Annotated in this window: 15 protein-coding genes; 12 read left to right on the top strand and 3 right to left on the bottom strand. The window is 44.7% G+C overall.

The features are described 5' to 3' along the window. Window positions 1–42: 42 nt before the first annotated feature. Both nrdA and ubiG read right to left on the bottom strand, forming a co-directional pair. Complete coding sequence (gene nrdA, locus N646_RS04820) at window positions 43–2,325, bottom strand: class 1a ribonucleoside-diphosphate reductase subunit alpha (RefSeq protein WP_017820470.1); 2,283 nt, start codon at window positions 2,323–2,325, stop codon at window positions 43–45. 501 nt (window positions 2,326–2,826) lie between these two features. Then, window positions 2,827–3,534 carry a bifunctional 2-polyprenyl-6-hydroxyphenol methylase/3-demethylubiquinol 3-O-methyltransferase UbiG gene (ubiG, locus tag N646_RS04815; RefSeq protein ID WP_017636129.1) on the bottom strand — a complete coding sequence of 236 codons (708 nt, stop codon included), beginning with the start codon at window positions 3,532–3,534 and terminating at the stop codon, window positions 2,827–2,829. 475 nt (window positions 3,535–4,009) lie between these two features. Between ubiG and gyrA the strand changes: the two genes are divergently transcribed. From gyrA to N646_RS04800, 3 genes are all read left to right on the top strand, one after another. Continuing rightward, the gene (gyrA, locus tag N646_RS04810; RefSeq protein ID WP_017636128.1) at window positions 4,010–6,721 is read left to right on the top strand and encodes a DNA topoisomerase (ATP-hydrolyzing) subunit A; all 2,712 of its coding nucleotides are present in this window, start codon (window positions 4,010–4,012) and stop codon (window positions 6,719–6,721) included. Between the two features lie 123 nt (window positions 6,722–6,844). Further along, window positions 6,845–7,468 carry a TPR domain-containing protein gene (locus N646_RS04805; RefSeq protein WP_017636127.1) on the top strand — a complete coding sequence of 208 codons (624 nt, stop codon included), beginning with the start codon at window positions 6,845–6,847 and terminating at the stop codon, window positions 7,466–7,468. 42 nt (window positions 7,469–7,510) lie between these two features. Continuing rightward, complete coding sequence (locus N646_RS04800; protein ID WP_017820469.1) at window positions 7,511–8,065, top strand: hypothetical protein; 555 nt, start codon at window positions 7,511–7,513, stop codon at window positions 8,063–8,065. Window positions 8,066–8,191: 126 nt separating this feature from the next. Here N646_RS04800 and nrfA read toward each other — a convergent pair whose 3' ends face one another. Further along, window positions 8,192–9,619, bottom strand: a complete 1,428-nt coding sequence (gene nrfA, locus N646_RS04795) for an ammonia-forming nitrite reductase cytochrome c552 subunit (RefSeq protein ID WP_021033971.1) — start codon at window positions 9,617–9,619, stop codon at window positions 8,192–8,194. A gap of 449 nt (window positions 9,620–10,068) precedes the next feature. On the opposite strand from nrfA, the gene nrfB reads away from it, so the two are divergent. The 9 genes from nrfB (at window position 10,069) to N646_RS04750 (ending at window position 17,779) form a co-directional block, all read left to right on the top strand. Beyond that, the gene (gene nrfB, locus N646_RS04790; RefSeq protein WP_017820468.1) at window positions 10,069–10,671 is read left to right on the top strand and encodes a cytochrome c nitrite reductase pentaheme subunit; all 603 of its coding nucleotides are present in this window, start codon (window positions 10,069–10,071) and stop codon (window positions 10,669–10,671) included. Window position 10,672: 1 nt separating this feature from the next. Further along, window positions 10,673–11,359, top strand: coding sequence for a cytochrome c nitrite reductase Fe-S protein (nrfC, locus tag N646_RS04785; RefSeq protein WP_017820467.1), 687 nt, complete (start codon window positions 10,673–10,675; stop codon window positions 11,357–11,359). After that, on the top strand, window positions 11,356–12,327 hold the full coding sequence (gene nrfD, locus N646_RS04780; protein ID WP_017820466.1) for a cytochrome c nitrite reductase subunit NrfD: 972 nt from the start codon (window positions 11,356–11,358) through the stop codon (window positions 12,325–12,327). Before nrfC ends, nrfD begins: the two co-directional genes overlap by 4 nt. A 9-nt stretch (window positions 12,328–12,336) precedes the next feature. Then, window positions 12,337–14,244 (top strand): heme lyase CcmF/NrfE family subunit, encoded by a 1,908-nt coding sequence (locus tag N646_RS04775; protein ID WP_017820465.1) that lies wholly within the window; start codon window positions 12,337–12,339, stop codon window positions 14,242–14,244. Further along, window positions 14,222–14,755, top strand: coding sequence for a DsbE family thiol:disulfide interchange protein (locus tag N646_RS04770; RefSeq protein ID WP_017820464.1), 534 nt, complete (start codon window positions 14,222–14,224; stop codon window positions 14,753–14,755). Before N646_RS04775 ends, N646_RS04770 begins: the two co-directional genes overlap by 23 nt. After that, window positions 14,742–15,152, top strand: a complete 411-nt coding sequence (gene nrfF / locus N646_RS04765; RefSeq protein WP_017820463.1) for a heme lyase NrfEFG subunit NrfF — start codon at window positions 14,742–14,744, stop codon at window positions 15,150–15,152. The genes N646_RS04770 and nrfF overlap by 14 nt, the downstream gene beginning before the upstream one ends. A gap of 145 nt (window positions 15,153–15,297) precedes the next feature. Further along, the gene (locus tag N646_RS24785) at window positions 15,298–15,474 is read left to right on the top strand and encodes a hypothetical protein (RefSeq protein WP_020480909.1); all 177 of its coding nucleotides are present in this window, start codon (window positions 15,298–15,300) and stop codon (window positions 15,472–15,474) included. A 271-nt stretch (window positions 15,475–15,745) separates the two neighbouring features. After that, complete coding sequence (locus N646_RS04755) at window positions 15,746–16,342, top strand: GTP cyclohydrolase II (protein ID WP_025767283.1); 597 nt, start codon at window positions 15,746–15,748, stop codon at window positions 16,340–16,342. Window positions 16,343–16,516: 174 nt separating this feature from the next. Beyond that, the gene (locus tag N646_RS04750; protein WP_017820462.1) at window positions 16,517–17,779 is read left to right on the top strand and encodes an imelysin family protein; all 1,263 of its coding nucleotides are present in this window, start codon (window positions 16,517–16,519) and stop codon (window positions 17,777–17,779) included. The last annotated feature ends 30 nt before the right edge of the window (window positions 17,780–17,809 follow it).

Below are 17,809 nucleotides of genomic sequence, written 5' to 3'. Positions count from 1 at the left end.
TATCGATAGTCTGTCTTTACGGGTTCGCTAGGTACGGGAAGATTAAATCTTACAACCGCCGCCAGCACAATCGTCATCTTGTGGTTGAACAGCGTCTTTCTGTTCATCTTTCGCACCATCACGAGTGTTGTGGTAGTAAAGCGTTTTCACACCAAACTTATACGCTGTTAGCAGGTCTTGAAGTAGTTTCTTCATTGGAACCTTGCCAGTCTCGTAACGTGACGGGTCGTAGTTAGTATTAGCAGAGATAGCTTGGTCAACAAACTTCTGCATAATACCCACAAGGTGTAGATAACCGTCGTTCGAACCGATATTCCAAAGCAGTTCATAGCTGTCTTTAAGTTCTGTGAACTCAGGTACAACTTGCTTCAGGATACCGTCTTTCGAAGCTTTTACTGAAACGTAACCACGTGGTGGCTCAATACCGTTAGTTGCGTTTGAAATCTGAGAAGAAGTCTCAGAAGGCATTAGTGCAGTCAGTGTTGAGTTACGTAGGCCGTGCTCCATAATTTCTTTACGTAGGCTGTCCCAGTCGTAGTGCAGCGCTTCGTCACAAATTAGATCGATATCTTTCTTATACGTATCAATCGGCAGTAAGCCTTTCGCGTAGTTCGTCTCGTCGAATGAAGGACACTTACCTTGTTCTTTCGCCAGTGCTACAGATGCTTTCAATAGGTAGTACTGTATTGCTTCGAACGTACGGTGAGTTAGGCCGTTCGCGCTACCGTCAGAGTATTTCACGCCATTCTTCGCTAAGTAGTAAGCAAAGTTAATCACACCAACACCTAGCGTACGACGGTTCATAGTCGATTTGTATGCCGCTGGTAGAGGGTAATCTTGGTAATCAAGCAGTGCATCTAACGCACGAACAACAAGATCGGATAGCTCTTCGAAATCATCTAGAGACTTGATAGCACCTAAGTTGAATGCAGAAAGCGTACACAGTGCGATCTCGCCTGAGTCATCTTCAACGTTAGTTAATGGTTTCGTTGGCAGTGCGATTTCTAAACATAGGTTCGACTGACGAACTGGAGCGACTTCAGAATCAAATGGGCTGTGAGTATTACAGTGGTCCACGTTCTGGATGTAGATACGACCCGTTGATGCACGCTCTTGCATTAGCAGAGTGAACATTTCAATCGCTTTAACCGTTTCTTTCTTGATTGAAGGATCGTTCTCGTACTTCACGTATAGACGCTCAAACTCTTCTTGGTTTTCGAAGAATGCGTCGTACAGACCAGGTACATCAGATGGTGAGAATAGCGTAATATTGCCGCCTTCAACTAAACGTTGGTACATCAGTTTGTTTAACTGAACACCGTAGTCCATGTGACGAACACGGTTTTCTTCAACACCACGGTTGTTCTTAAGTACCATTAGTGAGCGTGCTTCACCGTGCCACATTGGGTAGAACACAGTAGCTGCGCCACCACGTACACCACCTTGTGAACAACATTTTACTGCTGTTTGGAAGTACTTGTAGAACGGAATACAACCAGTGTGGAATGCTTCACCACCGCGAATCTCTGAGCCTAATGCACGGATACGACCTGCGTTGATACCAATACCAGCGCGCTGAGATACATAACGAACAATTGAGCTTGCTGTTGCGTTAATAGAATCAAGACTGTCGCCACACTCGATCAGAACACATGAGCTGAACTGGCGAGTAGGGGTACGCACGCCAGACATAATTGGCGTAGGTAGAGAAATCTTAAATGTCGATGTCGCATCGTAGAAACGTTTGATGTAATCAAGACGCGTCGCTTTTGGATACTTCGCAAATAAGCACGCTGCTACAAGGATGTATAAGAACTGAGCACTTTCGTAAATTTGGCCCGTAACACGGTTCTGTACGAAGTACTTACCCTCTAGCTGCTTAACTGCCGCGTATGAGAAGTTTAGGTCGCGTTTATGGTCGAGGTACGCATCAAGTTCGTCGAGTTCTGCTTTCGTGTAGTCTTCTAGAATATGTTGATCGTACTTACCCATATCGACGAGGCGAGACACGTGATCATAAAGCGTTGGTGGCTCGTATTGGCCATACGCTTTTTTACGCAGATGGAATACCGCTAGGCGAGCAGCTAGGTATTGGTAATCCGGAGTCTCTTCAGAGATCAGGTCTGCCGCAGACTTGATGATTGTCTCGTGAATATCTGTCGTTGTGATGCCGTCGTAAAACTGGATGTGAGCGCGAAGTTCTACTTGAGAAACCGAAACATTATCTAGACCTTCTGCAGCCCAAGTGATAACGCGGTGGATTTTATCCAGATCGATACTTTCTTTACGGCCATCACGCTTGGTGACGGTAAGTTGTTGGTTCATTCTGCTTTATTTCCCTAAGAAAACTGATAAAAGCCGTATTTTTGTTTGTTTATGTGCAATATGAGTAAAGCTTGCGGCGGCTTTGTGATCAAAGTCTATCTATATATTGTCGCTTAAACACAACATATAGGGGTTCATTTGTTTGCGGGTTACAAGATAGTGCTATTACACTGATTTATCAAGGTACAGATCGGGGATGACTTGTGGATAACTGACAAAATGAAAAAAATCAGTAAGTGAACACTAACCGATGAGAAAAGGGCAGACTTGAATGGTTAAAAGTACGGTTTCGAGATCGGTTTAGAAATAACCGCATGCAAAAATATTTTCCTTGATCTTTGGCCGTTTTTATCTACGAAAAATGGCTTGGTCAAAATGGAATCTAGAGCACGAATTTTAGCCATAAAAAGACAAAAAAAGCGGCAACTTTGTGCTACCGCTTCCGATTCATTTTCTTTAAAAAATGTCAATCACAAAACACATTTTTTAACGCAACAGCGTTCAGTATTTTTTAGTATGAACGATGTAGTTTACATCTACATTACGACCGAGTTTGTAGCTATCATTTAGAGGGTTGTAATGAAGCCCAGTAATGCCCATTTCCGTCAGGTCAGTTTGGTCTATCATCTTCATCATTTCGGCTGGCTTGATAAACTTATCGTGCTCATGAGTGCCTTCAGGAACAATCTTAAGAAGCTTCTCAGCACCGACAATAGCAAATAAGTACGACTTAATGTTTCGGTTCAAAGTTGAGAAAAACACGTGACCACCGGGTTTGACTAGCGCAGCACAAGAGCGGATAACGGAGAGAGGATCTGGAACGTGTTCAAGCATCTCCATACAAGTCACGACATCGTAAGTTCCTGCGTTTTCTATAGCGTGGTCTTCTATTGTGCTCTGAATGTAGGTCAGTTGAGTGCCTGTTTCTAATGCATGTAGTCGCGCGACTTCTAATGGTTCTTTACCCATATCAAGCCCCGTCACAATAGCGCCTTCTTTTGCCATGCTTTCAGCAAGAATGCCACCACCACAGCCGACATCAAGTGTTCGCTTGCCAAACAAGCCATTTGCTTTTTCAAGTACATAGTTCAAACGAAGTGGGTTAATTTGATGAAGCGGCTTAAACTCGCCTTCTAAATCCCACCATCGAGAAGCCATGTCCTCGAATTTCTTAATTTCACTTGGGTCGACGTTTTGTGCTTTAGTCATAATTGGTTTTATTGCATTCAATCTGAGTCCTTTAGAGGGCGCCAGTATACTCTAACGTTTTACACCCAAACAACCTCGATGTGCTTAGTTAAGGGACAATGACAGAGTTCACTGGCGCGGCAATCGAGACAGGTGCCTGTAATTTGTAAAGCGCTAACTATTGTTTTTGCTTCATCCTTGAACTGGTGCCAGTGACAATAACTCTAAAACCTGCATTTTCGCGTTGTGTGGTTAAAGGAATTTACCTCGCTTTTCCGCGTAAAGGGTCCGATTTTGCTCAATATTGACCGAAATATAACCACTAATCAGAAAGATATGGGATGAGTGTGCAAATTCTCGACATTTGATTCATAACCAAGCTCACAACCTGATAAAAGGAGAGGGAAAGTGATGCCGAAGTGATGAATTGTGTGTTATATTTTTGCACCTTACACGTATCGTAATTACGATCAGATAATAGAGGGATAATGGCTCTATGAGCGATTTAGCTAAAGAGATCACGCCCGTAAACATTGAAGATGAGCTTAGAGGTTCATACCTAGACTATGCGATGTCAGTCATCGTGGGTCGTGCTCTTCCAGATGTGCGTGATGGCCTAAAACCAGTACACCGCCGCGTTTTATTCGCGATGAACGTACTAGGCAACGATTGGAACAAACCATATAAAAAATCAGCCCGTGTTGTCGGCGACGTAATCGGTAAATATCACCCACACGGTGATAGTGCTGTGTACGACACAATCGTACGTATGGCTCAGCCGTTCTCGCTTCGTTACATGCTGGTCGATGGTCAAGGTAACTTTGGCTCGATCGATGGCGACTCTGCTGCGGCAATGCGTTACACCGAAGTTCGAATGGCAAAAATTGCCCATGAACTATTGGCTGACCTAGACAAAGAAACCGTAGACTACGTACCAAACTACGACGGTACTGAGCAGATCCCAGCGGTTCTTCCAACTAAAATTCCAAACCTATTGGTTAACGGTGCTTCTGGTATCGCAGTAGGTATGGCAACCAACATCCCGCCTCATAACCTTGGCGAAGTGATTGATGGCTGTCTTGCATACATCAATAATGAAGAAATCACTATTGATGAACTAATGGATTACATTCCTGGTCCTGATTTCCCAACGGCGGCGCTTATCAGCGGTCGTAAAGGCATTGTAGACGCGTACAAAACAGGTCGTGGCAAAATCTACATGCGTTCGAAAGCGGACATCGAAGTGGAGAAGAATGGTAAAGAGACCATTATCGTCACTGAAATTCCTTACCAGGTGAACAAAGCTCGCTTGATCGAAAAGATCGCTGAGCTAGTTAAAGATAAGAAAGTAGAAGGCATCAGTGCGCTGCGCGACGAGTCAGATAAAGACGGTATGCGCATTGTTATTGAGTGTAAGCGCGATGCTGTGGGCGAAGTAGTTCTAAACAACCTTTACGCTCAGACTCAGCTGCAAACCACTTTCGGTATCAACATGGTGGCCCTAAACAATGGCCAGCCACAGCTATTCAACCTAAAAGATATGCTGAAGTGCTTCGTTGATCACCGTCGTGAAGTTGTGACACGTCGTACTATCTTCGAACTGCGTAAAGCGCGTGAACGTGCTCATATCCTTGAAGGTTTAGCTCTAGCGCTTGCTAACATTGATGAAATCATTGAGCTTATCCGTAAGGCACCTACACCGGCTGAAGCAAAAGCGGGTCTTATCGCTCGTGGTTGGGATTTAGGCAACGTTTCAGCAATGCTAGAGCGTGCTGGTACAGATGCTGCGCGCCCTGAATGGCTAGAGCCTGAATACGGTATTCGTGATGGTCAGTACTTCCTGACTGAGCAACAAGCACAAGCTATCCTAGATCTACGTTTACATAAACTAACAGGTCTAGAACACGAGAAGATTCTAGGCGAATACAAAACACTTCTAGAAGAAATCGCTGAACTCATGCATATCCTTGCGAGCACTGAGCGTTTGATGGAAGTTATCCGTGAGGAACTTGAAGCGGTTCGTGACGGCTTTGGTGACGCTCGTCGTACAGAAATCACAGCTGCGAGCCATGATATTGACATGGAAGAGCTGATCGCACGTGAAGACGTTGTTGTTACTCTATCTCACGGTGGTTACGTTAAGTACCAAGTACTGAGCGACTACGAGTCACAGCGCCGTGGTGGTAAAGGTAAGAGTGCGACTAAGATGAAAGATGAAGACCATATCGAGCGTCTTCTAGTGGCGAATACCCACGATAACATCTTGTGTTTCTCTACTCGTGGTAAGACATACCGCCTGAAAGTTTACCAATTGCCTCTAGCGAGCCGTACTGCGCGTGGTAAGCCAATTGTGAACATCCTTCCATTAGAAGAAGGTGAGCGCATTACCGCGATTCTGCGTGTTGATGAATTCTCTGAAGACAAATTCATCTTCATGGCAACAGGTGACGGTACGGTTAAGAAAACGCCGTTGAACCAGTTTGCAAACGTACGTTCAAACGGCCTAATCGCTGTGAACCTACGTGAAGACGATTCGTTAATCGGTGTGGATATCACAAACGGCGAAAACGAAATCATGCTGTTCTCTAAAGCGGGTAAAGTGGTTCGCTTTAAAGAAGCAGAAGAGATTCCAGTACTTGATGAAAATGGTAAACCAGTTCTTGATGAGAATGGTCAGCCAGAGATCAAGTTTAAAGGTGTTCGTCCTATGGGTCGTACCGCCTCTGGTGTTCGTGGTATGAAACTGGCTGAAAATGACCAAGTTGTATCACTTATTGTTCCTTCGCACGAAGGCGACATCCTAACGGTTACAGAAAACGGTTATGGTAAACGTACAGCACTTAGCGAGTACCCGACAAAAGGTCGTGGCACTCAAGGTGTAGTTTCTATCAAAGTTTCTGAGCGAAATGGCCCGGTAGTTGGTGCTATCCAGGTTGTTGAAGGTGATGAAATGATGATGATCACCGACGCTGGCACGTTAGTACGTACTCGTGTGGGTGAAGTTAGCCAAGTTGGTCGTAACACACAAGGTGTAACGCTTATCCGTACTGCGGAAGATGAATCAGTTGTTGGTTTGCAACGTATTGAAGAAGTTGATGATGAAGAGCTGCCTGCTGATGAAGATGCAGAAGCGTTAGAGTCAACAGACGAAAATACGCAGCAAGACGCTCCAGCTGCTGATGATGCAGAGGAAGGTAACGAAGAGTAATCTTACATCGTTATCCTGATATGAAAAGCCGAGCCTTAGTTGCTCGGCTTTTTTGTATCTGTATCAACGCATTTAAAGTAAGAAATGCGTACACTGACGTTATCTTTGTTTACAGGACGTGTTATGTCTGTTTGGTTTTTCGCTGCCATCACTCTGATGGGGCTGTTTATCGTACTCTTATCACTGAGTGCATCAAAAGTTAAACCTGCTCAATGGTTTGGCTTTTGCCTGTTAGTACTTGTCGTGACGAGTGCCAGTTTCTTATTGCTGCATCAAACTCCGCCTAAATCAATACAAGCGGAAATGTCACGAATGATGACTGCTCGTGACATCATGAAAGAGATTCAAGACCAGTTGCGTGAAGATCCGAACAACGCTGAATTGTGGTTCCAACTCGGGCAGGGCTACCTACTAGAGGGGGAATTTGATGGCGCGCTGATTTGTTTTGATTACGCGATCCAACTGACTGAGCCAGTCAGTGCCACGCAACTTGCCGCAAAAGCGACGACCTTGTACTACATTCACCAGCAATCAATGACGCAAGAAGTTAGCTTGCTTTTGGAGCAAGCTTTGCAGATAGAACCGCACAATGAAGCCGCTTTGTCTTTGATCGCAAATGATCATTTTCTGTCATTCCGATTTCAGGAAGCGATTGATGCCTGGGTACTATTATTAGATTCTAATGATCCAAATTTAGATAGAGTGCAAATCATTAACTCTATCAACAAAGCAAAAGAGCTGTTGTAAGCGTACAATTTAATAAGCAGTAGAGGGAAAGGTGGGCAACGAATGAAAAATAAGGCACTAAGCATATTGGTTTTGCTGTGCGGCTCTGTATTGGCGGGTTGTAGCTCTTCCGATCATTCTGGTTCTTCCTCTTCGGTTTATTATTCTTCAGGTTATTACGATCCGTGGTGGTACGATCATGACGACTACTGGATTTATTACTATCCGGGTTGTTGCGACAACGACGACGAATACAAAGAGAAACTGGAAGAGTGGTGGAATGGTTTAGATGAAGACCAACAGCAATCCATCAAAGACAAAGTCGAGGATTGGAAAGACGATGATATGTCCGCCAATATCGATAACATGAAACGCCAACTCGACGATCATTGGCAATCATTGCCTGACGAGCAAAAACAAGAGATTCAAACCAAATGGGAGAATCGTCCGGAGCGTATTGAGCCAGCGGCTTTACAAGGCAAAGCGGTAAAAGAAAAGGTTCAACAAAGAAAAGCATTACCGGAAACGAAGATCCAGCGCCCAGTTGCTCGTCCAAATGTGCAGATGCCTAAAGCACGTCCAAATATTCAACCTAGACCGAGGCTTCCTCGTCGTTAGTACATTCGATTTTTACTCTCGAAAGAATCGAGGGTGAAGAGATAAAGATAACAAAGAAAGAAATAAAGAAAAGGGGCGTTCAGTACGCCCCTTGTTGTATCTATAGGTTTACCTCTGCTTGTTAGACTAATACGTGGCTTCGCGTTCAGCTGCTGCTTTATCCCACTCTGGCGCTACTGTTTCTAGGAAGTGTTTCTTGTCTGCGTTCATCTTATCCATATCCATGCCCAATGCTTGTTGTGCTTTGGCTTTGGTCGAGATATCTGGAATTTGAACAGGGTCAGTAATGCCTTTGGTGGCCAGTAAACGAACCAACTTGGTACGGGCGTCAGCGGCGCGATCAACTGCAGTACCTAGTACTTCAAGTGCTACCTCAGGGGCATGCATGTGAACACCGTGAGAAGCAATCGCGTAGTCCCAACGCCATTGTGCGTGGCGAATATCTTGTAGGATAGGCTCCATCTCTGCTTCTGTAGCACCTGCTTTCCACGCTGCGCCTGCTTCAAAGTGTGCCGCTACGATTTGCTTCTCGGCGGTTAGCTTCATGTTCAGTACTTGCGCTTTGCGAGTCGAAACGATGCCTTGTAGCTGCTCTTTAGTTTGGGTATGGCATTGCGCACAGGTGTCTTCAAAACGATCAAATGGGTTACCCACTTTGTGGTCTGTGTACACCGTACCGTCTTCTTTGGTCACTTTAGGCATGTGGCAGTCCACACACACCACTTTATTTTTACCATGAATACCCGCTCTCCAAGTTTCGAAACCTGGATGTTGCGCTTTTAGCATCGGCGCTTTAGATACGGCATGCGTCCAATCTTTGAAATTCAACGCGTCGTAGTATTTCTCCATGTCATTAACGGTGGTGCCCATATCCCATGGGAATTTAACCGCTTTAGTTGGGCCGGTGAAGTAGTATTCAACGTGACATTGAGCGCAGACCGATGCTTGCTTATCTAGGCGAGACTGTTCATCAAAGTTTTTACCAATAGTATCAAAAGCACGCTCGACGTATGGGCGAGTCAGTGCTAGCGCAGGTTCGCCTTTCTTGAAGGCTTCAGAGCCTGTGTTGTGGCAATCGGAACAACCGATAGGGTTGACGATTTCTGAGCCTAAGCGTGCCCATTTACCTTCGAAATAACCGTCTTCACCACGTTCATCAATCACGCGAGCAACGTCTGGGCTTTTACAGCTCCAGCACGCCATCGGCATAGGGCCGGATTTTTCATCAGTCGGTGCGCCGGTACGTAAGGTTTGACGAACATCATCAATTGCGTAAAAGTGACCGCGCGCTTTGTTGTAGTCTTTCGCGAAGCCATAACCTGCCCACAGGATAACCATGTTTGGGTCTTCACTTAGAGCATCTTCAATGTGCTCACTTTCGGATGTTGCTTTCCAAGAATGGTATTGATCAGGGTGGTTCTGTTCAAAGACATCGTTACGAGGATCGATAAAATCCTTCTCTTCTGCCGCTAACGGAGCGTCAACCAAAAATAATTGGCTGGCGAATAAGGTCGCAACCGCAATAGGTGCGCTCATCCAGTGTTTTATGCTCACAGTGTTATCTCCATATTCGTTTTTATTAGCAGCGTTGTGAGGAGCTATTCCAAATAAGAACTGGAGATCTACGATTAATAATATTGCTTAATTGGATAGATGAAATAGTGAGTGAATCTTGTCTTGTTTTAGATCAATTTACACCAGTGATCTCAGTCATGTTTGAATTTATATACCTCTAAAGTGGTAGTTGTTAAGTCATTGTTCTGCAATGCTTTGGGTTTTAACCTTTTTAAAAATAGGGTGATTTAGTTCGCTTTTTGAGCAGGCGTTTCTACCCCTTATGAATAATAGAGGTATTATAAATATAGGTTTAGCGTTGTGGCTTTCCGAAATAAGAATTGATGTCATTTGAAGATCTAAAAAATATCTTCAGAGGAAATTAATTGTCGCTCAAATAAATAATTGAGAATAGTTATCAATTATTATCGAGCTAAGGAAAGAACAATATGGGCAATATAAAATTGACCATAGAGACAATGCTGAAACTTCTCTTCGTCTTTGCCATCTATGGTTTCTCCATCGCCGCCCATGCGACTTCTTCAGAGCCGATTGAAGGTGCTCAAGCTGAGCGTCATCAAGTCGAGTTGATCCGTGACCGTGACTACAAGTGTCTGCAATGTCATAAGGATGCAAAAGAGACTCTGAACCTTTCGCATGACCCGCAAGCTCTACTCAGCCAAGGGAAGCAACTTAATTGCACCAATTGCCATAGCAACATTGGTCCCGACCATCGTGAGGGCGCGCCTGATGTGATTAAGTTTTCTGCCGCGCAATCGAAAGAGGTACACGACAAAGTGTTCCTTGATCCAAGCATGATTCTTAAAGCCAACAGCCAATGTGTGGATTGCCACGCACCGACACAGCTGAGAGAAATCCACTGGACACACGATGTGCACGCCAAAAACCTCACTTGTTCAAATTGCCACGATGTACACGCAGCGAAAACCAAAGCGTTGTCGTACGACAGAAAACAACTGATCAAGCAGTGTGTGGATTGTCACTCTGAATTTGCCGTCGAACCTGAACTTGCCAAAGAAGAGGAGAGATAGCATGAAATGTTCGAGAAGAAACTTTTTAGCCGGCAGCGGCGCGTTGATTTTAACTACAGGCGTTGCAGGCACTTCCGTTGTTAGCTCCTCTCTTTATGCCAGCAACCGTGAACAAGCGAAACGCATGGGTATGGTTCATGATGAAAATGCCTGCATTGGCTGTACCGCTTGTACCGATGCTTGTCGCGAAGTAAATAAAGTCCCTGAAGGCGTAACGCGACTTAAAATTCATCGCAGTGAACCGATTGGCGAGTTCCCAGATGTGGAATACCAGTTTACTCGTGAATCCTGTCAGCACTGTGATAACCCACCATGTGTATACGTTTGTCCAACAGGCGCTGCATACAAAGATGAAGCGACCGGCATCGTGGATGTACACAAAGAGAAATGTGTCGGATGTGGTTATTGCCTTGCTGCTTGCCCTTACCAAGTGCGCTTCTTTAATCCAGTCGATCACTCTGCGGATAAATGTAACTTCTGCCGTGATACCAACCTAGCGCAAGGTAAGCAGCCAGCTTGCGTGGAATCTTGCCCAACAAAAGCACTCATCTTTGGTGATTTAAATGACCCAACTAGCGAGGTGAGCAAAGCTATCGAAAGCCATGTTGTCTATCGCTATAAATCGCATTTAGGTACGCAACCTAAACTGTACAAAATTCCGCATAGCAAAGGGGAGGTGTCATCATGAACGGCTTCGAAAGTGCATTCCACTTTGACTCGTTAGTCTGGGATTGGATCATCGCGATTTACTTATTCCTTGCTGGGATGTCAGCGGGTGCGGTGATTATTTCTATCTATTTAAAACGCAAAGTGATTGAAGGTGATCCCGCAAACAACGGCATCATGAAAGCGATGGCTTGGCTCGCACCATTTGGCATCATTGCTGGGTTGGTAATTTTGATTTTCCATTTAACCAAGCCTTTAGAGTTCTGGAAGATCATGATCTACTACAACCCAACGTCTGTGATGTCGATGGGCGTGATCTTGTTCCAAGTGTACATGCTAGTGCTGTTTGTTTGGATTGGCGTTATCTTCCGCCATCAAATCATCAGCTTCTGTGAAGGGAAGTTACCAAGCAAACTGCTGGATTTTGCCGATGGCATTTTGATTAAGGCGGGGAAAGCCAACAACGCAATTGAATTATTCTTGGGCTTCTTAGCCATCGTACTTGCAGCGTACACTGGCTTTCTATTGTCTGCGTTGAAGACTTACCCAATGCTAAACAATCCAGTACTGCCAATCTTGTTCCTGTTCTCTAGTTTGTCCTCGGGTGCAGCGGCATGCTTGATGTTCGGCATCTTGGTGTTTAAAGAGTCGACCAGCAGCCCAAGTGTGTCTTGGGTGCACGGATTTGAACGCCCAGTAGTGTTGTTTGAGTTGTTTGTCTTAGTGACCTTCTTTACTGGATTGATCTTCAGCGGTGGTCAGAACGAAGTCGCGGCTTGGAATGCTATTTCGAGTGGATTCTGGGCTCAATGGTTCTGGGTTGGCGTAGTGTTCATCGGCATGATTACGCCTTTGACTCTCAATTGGTTAACGCCTTCAGAAGTGCGCCACAAAGGCAGTTACGTTTTTGTGGTCACGACGTTGAGCTTGGTTGGCGTACTTATGCTACGTACTTTCATTCTCTATGCCGGTCAAATGACCATAGTGTAAGGGGGAAAAATGGAGGCTGAGCTAGGGTTCTTCTTACTGATATTGGTGGCTGTAACATCGACTTGTGCATCGTTGCTGCATTGGCTACGTCGTGCTATGGGTAAGAAGGCGACATTGCCGCATCAAGTCGCGATGTCCCACATCATTAGCTTAGCTTCCATCATTTGTTTAGCACTTCTGATCGTCTGCTTCGTGCAAGACAACTTCGCGTTGGAATATGTTGTTACGCATTCAAACAGTCAACTTCCCGTAGCATTCAAAATTGCTGCCGCTTGGGGCGGGCACCAAGGCTCCATGTTGTTTTGGGTCGTAACCTTGAGTTTATGGGCGTCGTTTATTGCATTTAAGTCACCGCTCAACGCCCAATATACTGGTGACTGTTTAGGAATCATGAACGTTCTGATTGGGACGTTTGCATGGTTCACGTTAATGACCTCTAACCCGTTCGAATATGCCCAATTATTGGCTTCGGAAGGGCGAGATCTAAATCCAATGTTGCAAGACGTTGGGCTTATCATTCATCCACCATTGCTTTATCTCGGTTATGTCGGTTACGCAGCAATATTAGCTTTTGCATTAGCGGCGCTATTGGGTAAACAACCGATGAGCGATTGGTATGTGGTTGCTCGAAGCGCAGCGTTTTTTGCATGGGGAACGCTCACGATGGGTATCTTGGTGGGATCATGGTGGGCGTACAATGAGCTAGGGTGGGGCGGCTGGTGGTTTTGGGACCCTGTGGAGAACGCTTCTTTACTACCTTGGCTTACTGGTACTGCTTTGTTGCACAGCGGTGTTGTCGCAACACGCAGCAGAGGCGCAATTTGGAGCACCTACGCACTGGCGTTTGCTACGTTCAGCCTAAGCATTTTAGGGACATTCGTGGTGCGCTCTGGTGTGCTGACTTCAGTGCATGCTTTTGCGGTGGACCCAACTAAAGGTTTGGTGCTGCTTGGTGTATTGAGCTTGCTTGTCATCATCACTTTTGGCGTATTGATTTTGCGAGGAGAACAACTCCCTCGTTTTAAACTTCAATCTCTAACGAGCCGAGCTTACACTGCTTACATCGCCAAAGGGCTGCTGGTTGTTGCGACTGCCATCGTTTTTCTTGGCACTTTTTATCCGATGGTTTATCAACTGCTCGGCTTAGGGAACATTTCAGTTGGCGCGCCTTACTTTAATAGTCTGATCTTCCCATTAAGCATACTGGCTCTGATTGCTTTAGCTTTGATGCCGGTGCTGAAATGGACAAAAGGCACAGTGCTGAGTGTAAGCGCTGATATCGCGATCAGTATCGCGTTATCTCTAGTCTCTGGGATCGGGTTTATGTTCTCAGTGAATGCACTGCATTTCGAAGTATTGTTAACCATAACGTTGGCTACTTGGGTGATTGTGGCGCATCTCGTTATGCTGTTTCGCTGTTCCAATAAGCGTAAACTCATGCCAATCGTGATGGCACATATCGGTTTTGCACTGGCGGTGAGTGGGGCTGTATTCAATAGTCACTACTCTTATGAATACAATTTACGTGTCGACCCCGGCAGTTCTCAACAAAGGGCGGGGATCACTATCGATTATCATGGTATCGAATGGCTGGTGGGGCCGAACTATACCGCGGAACAAGGACAGATCACCTTGCACTTGGAAGATTGCCGCATGCTCAATTTCAACCCGCAAAAGCGTCATTATCCTGTGCGAGTGATGAATATGACCGAGCCCGCGATTCGTTCACTATGGCATGGTGATTATTACGTGACATTGGGTGACAAAGTCGACACTCATGCTTATGCGATTAAAGTTCAGTACCGCGCAGGTATTTGGTGGATATGGTCTGGCGGGCTACTAGCTGTGTTTGGTGCGCTATTAACCGGCCTAAAGAAAAGGAGAGAGGCTATCAATGCGATCGAGAAATACGCTTAAACTCGCAGGTCTCGTTGTGGCTGTTGCCGTGTTTGCTGTAGTAACTGCGGTGGCTTTGTCTGAGCGACCACATGTTGAATTGTCCCCACAACGAAATTTAGAGACACCTAATTTTCGCTCTACTTCTCTGATCTCTGATGACATGGTTTCTGAGCAGTTGTTCAAAAGCGACGGATATAAATTATTGAATGTTTGGGCATCTTGGTGCGGAGTATGCAAACGAGAGCATGAAGAATTATTGCAGTTAGCAGAACTCGGTGTGCCTATTATTGGGCTGAATTATAGAGATCAAAAACAAGCCGCTCGTGAATATTTGAGCTCTAAACGAAATCCATATATTGAAGTAATTAGTGACCCTAATGGAAAGCTCGCTGTGGAGCTAGGCGTTATAGGAACACCAGAAACTTACTTGATTGATCAAAATGGTCGTATATTGATCAAATATCGTGGAGAGTTAACGGCAGAGAAATGGAACGATATATTTTCAGGATATTTGAATGTTTCGATTTAATAATCTTCTCCTCACATTAATCCTATTTACACTATTTTCCCCTTTCACGAGAAGTGCGGATTTAGAGCAGAATGTTGATCTGTTTGAGTTTCATTCTGTTGAAGTGCAACAGCGCGCAACCTCGTTAGCCAAGACATTACGCTGCCCGCAGTGTCAAAACCAAAACCTTGTCGAGTCTAATGCACAAGCAGCTAAAGACCTGAGGTTGAAAGTGTATACGATGGCCAATGAAGGCAGCTCAGATCAAGAAATAAAGGACTATCTAGTTGCTCGTTATGGGAATATTGTTCTGTATCAACCACCATTAAATTATTCCACGGCGCTGTTGTGGATCTTTCCTGTGCTATTTTTGATCTTTTTTGTCTTATGTTCGATCCGAATGGTGAAGCGTAATTAATGTGACCGTTATTCCACTATTAAAAATAAATTGTGCACTTAACAAGCAGAATGTTATCATTTTTCCGAATTTATGAAGTTTCCAGTATAAAGAAAATAAAAATTTTGAGCTGGATAAGTAATAAAGAACGACATAGGTGCACGCAGTGGATTCAGTTATATTACAACTTAAAAAAGACTTCTATTCGCAGATTCGTGCATTGCAATCACCGAACCTGCCTCAAGTTACTTCAACGCTCGCCGTGTTGACCGACGAGGAAATCCAAGAACTCGAAGCAGTTTGGATTGAACTCGCCGTTTGGAAGCGCAGTCAGACCCATTAAAAGATAGACCAAACGACCTTCTTGAAACCCCAGACAAAATTTGTCTGGGGTTTTTTATTGTAGTTTTTTTAAATTGTTATAATATAACAATTGTTCAGTTGGAGAGTGTTTCTCTTTTGCTGTCTTGAGTGGATAACTGCCCTCAATTGTGATCTCTATATTGCAAAATGCGGTATCAGTCCCCATAGTTGAAGAGCAACGAGTAAATCCCATGAATGCAATAACGAAAACGCATCAAGCGCATCAAGCAATAAATCGAGTGAGTATAGATATGGCGGAAGTACGTGCCAGAGTAGATTTTAAAGTCGGGGCAAAAAGTAACATTGATGCCGAAATTCTGTCTTTCCATGGTCTGAAGACAGACAAAGAGCATGTTGCTATTATCTTTAAACAAGCGGACCAAACTCAGGACATGCCTTTAGTTCGTATGCACTCTGAGTGTTTGACAGGCGATGTGTTCCACTCTTCACGCTGTGACTGTGGTGAGCAACTAGAAGAGACGATCAATCGCATGGGCGAGTCCGGTGGTATCATCTTGTATCTCCGTCAGGAAGGTCGTGGTATTGGCTTGTACAATAAGATCGATGCATACCGCTTACAAAGCCAGGGCATGAACACGTACGAAGCTAACAACCATTTGGGCTTTGATGATGACCTGCGTGATTTCACAGAAGCAGCACAAATGCTAGAAGCTTTAGGCGTGAATAAGATCCGCCTCGTGACGAACAACCCTAAGAAAATCCGTGAGTTATCTGAGTACGGAATTGAAATTGGCGAGGTTGTCAATACCTCTGCACATATCAAAGATGGCAACGAAAATTATCTGAAGGCAAAAGTCTCTCACGGAAAACATGACCTAAAGGTTTAATCCTAAAGATAAAACTGACAATAAAGTCTGTGAAAAACCTCATTTTTATGAGGTTTTTTTGTATCTGGAGTTGCAAATAAATTGTAAATTTGTATTATCTCGAGACTAAAGTGCAAATAAGAATAATTAGCACTACCAATACGATAATTGAAAAGCTCAACAAGGATGCTTCAGATGAATGCAAAAAAAGTTTTAGTCCAATCTATTGCTGCATCACTCCTCATTGCCAGTGGTTCTACCGTTGCTGCCACAGTAACTAAACAACAAGTAGTCGAACATTACGCGGACGTTGCCCATGCTGTATTTGCTGATTCAGTAACAACAGCGAAAGCGCTTGATGTGAAAATCGACGAATTTCTACAATCACCATCAGCGAAAAAGCTTGAAGAAGTAAAACAAGCTTGGCTAGATTCTCGCGTGCCTTACCAACAGTCTGAAGTTTTCCGTTTTGGTAACGCGATTGTTGATGATTGGGAAGGTCAGTTAAACGCGTGGCCACTTGATGAAGGTTTGATTGACTACGTAGCGGCTGATTACCAATACGAATTGGGTAACGAGGGCGCTGCTGCCAACATCATCGCGAACACAAGTCTGCAGATCGGTGCTTCTAAACTGGACGTTTCAAAAATCACTCCAGAATTGCTAGCGGATCTAAACGAAGTAGGCGGTTCTGAGGCAAACGTTGCATCAGGTTACCACGCGATTGAATTCTTGCTTTGGGGTCAAGACCTAAACGGCACTAACGCGGGTGCAGGTCAACGTGCTTACACTGATTTCGTCGTTGGCTCTGAGTGTACGAATGGTCATTGTGATCGTCGTGGAGAGTACCTAAAAGCAGCCGCTGATCTACTGGTTCAAGACCTTGAGTGGATGGAAAAGCAGTGGTCTGCTGAAGTAAAAGGTAACTACCGTGAAGAGCTACTGAACGACTCAGCGGACAATGGTCTACGTAAGATGCTATTCGGCATGGGTTCTCTTTCTCTAGGTGAGCTAGCGGGTGAGCGCATGAAAGTGGCACTAGAAGCGAACTCAACTGAAGACGAGCACGATTGTTTCTCAGACAACACGCATAATTCTCACTACTACAACGAGCAAGGCATCTACAACGTTTACACAGGTACATACAAAGGTGTAAACGGCAAAGAGCTATCTGGTCCAAGTATTGCTGATCTTGTTGCTCAAAAAGATAAGAGAGCCGCGACCGACATTCAAAAGCAGTTTGATACAACACGTAGCCAAGTTGGTGAGCTAGTGACTTCTGCAGAGAAGAACAACCAGCACTTTGACCAACTTATTGCAGCGGGTAACGCACAAGGCAACGCGCTAGTAAACGACACCATCATGTCGTTGGTAGCACAAACCGGTGCGATTGAGCGTGCGGCAAGCATTGTCGGCATCGACAGCCTAAGCCCTGATACTGCTGACCACGAGTTTTAATAAGAAAACCATAATAAATAAGGGCTCTTT

This window comes from Vibrio alginolyticus NBRC 15630 = ATCC 17749 (assembly GCF_000354175.2).
GTDB lineage: Bacteria > Pseudomonadota > Gammaproteobacteria > Enterobacterales > Vibrionaceae > Vibrio > Vibrio alginolyticus.
Note: the sequence above shows the minus strand (reverse complement) of the source record. Positions and strands in the feature narration are given on the sequence as shown.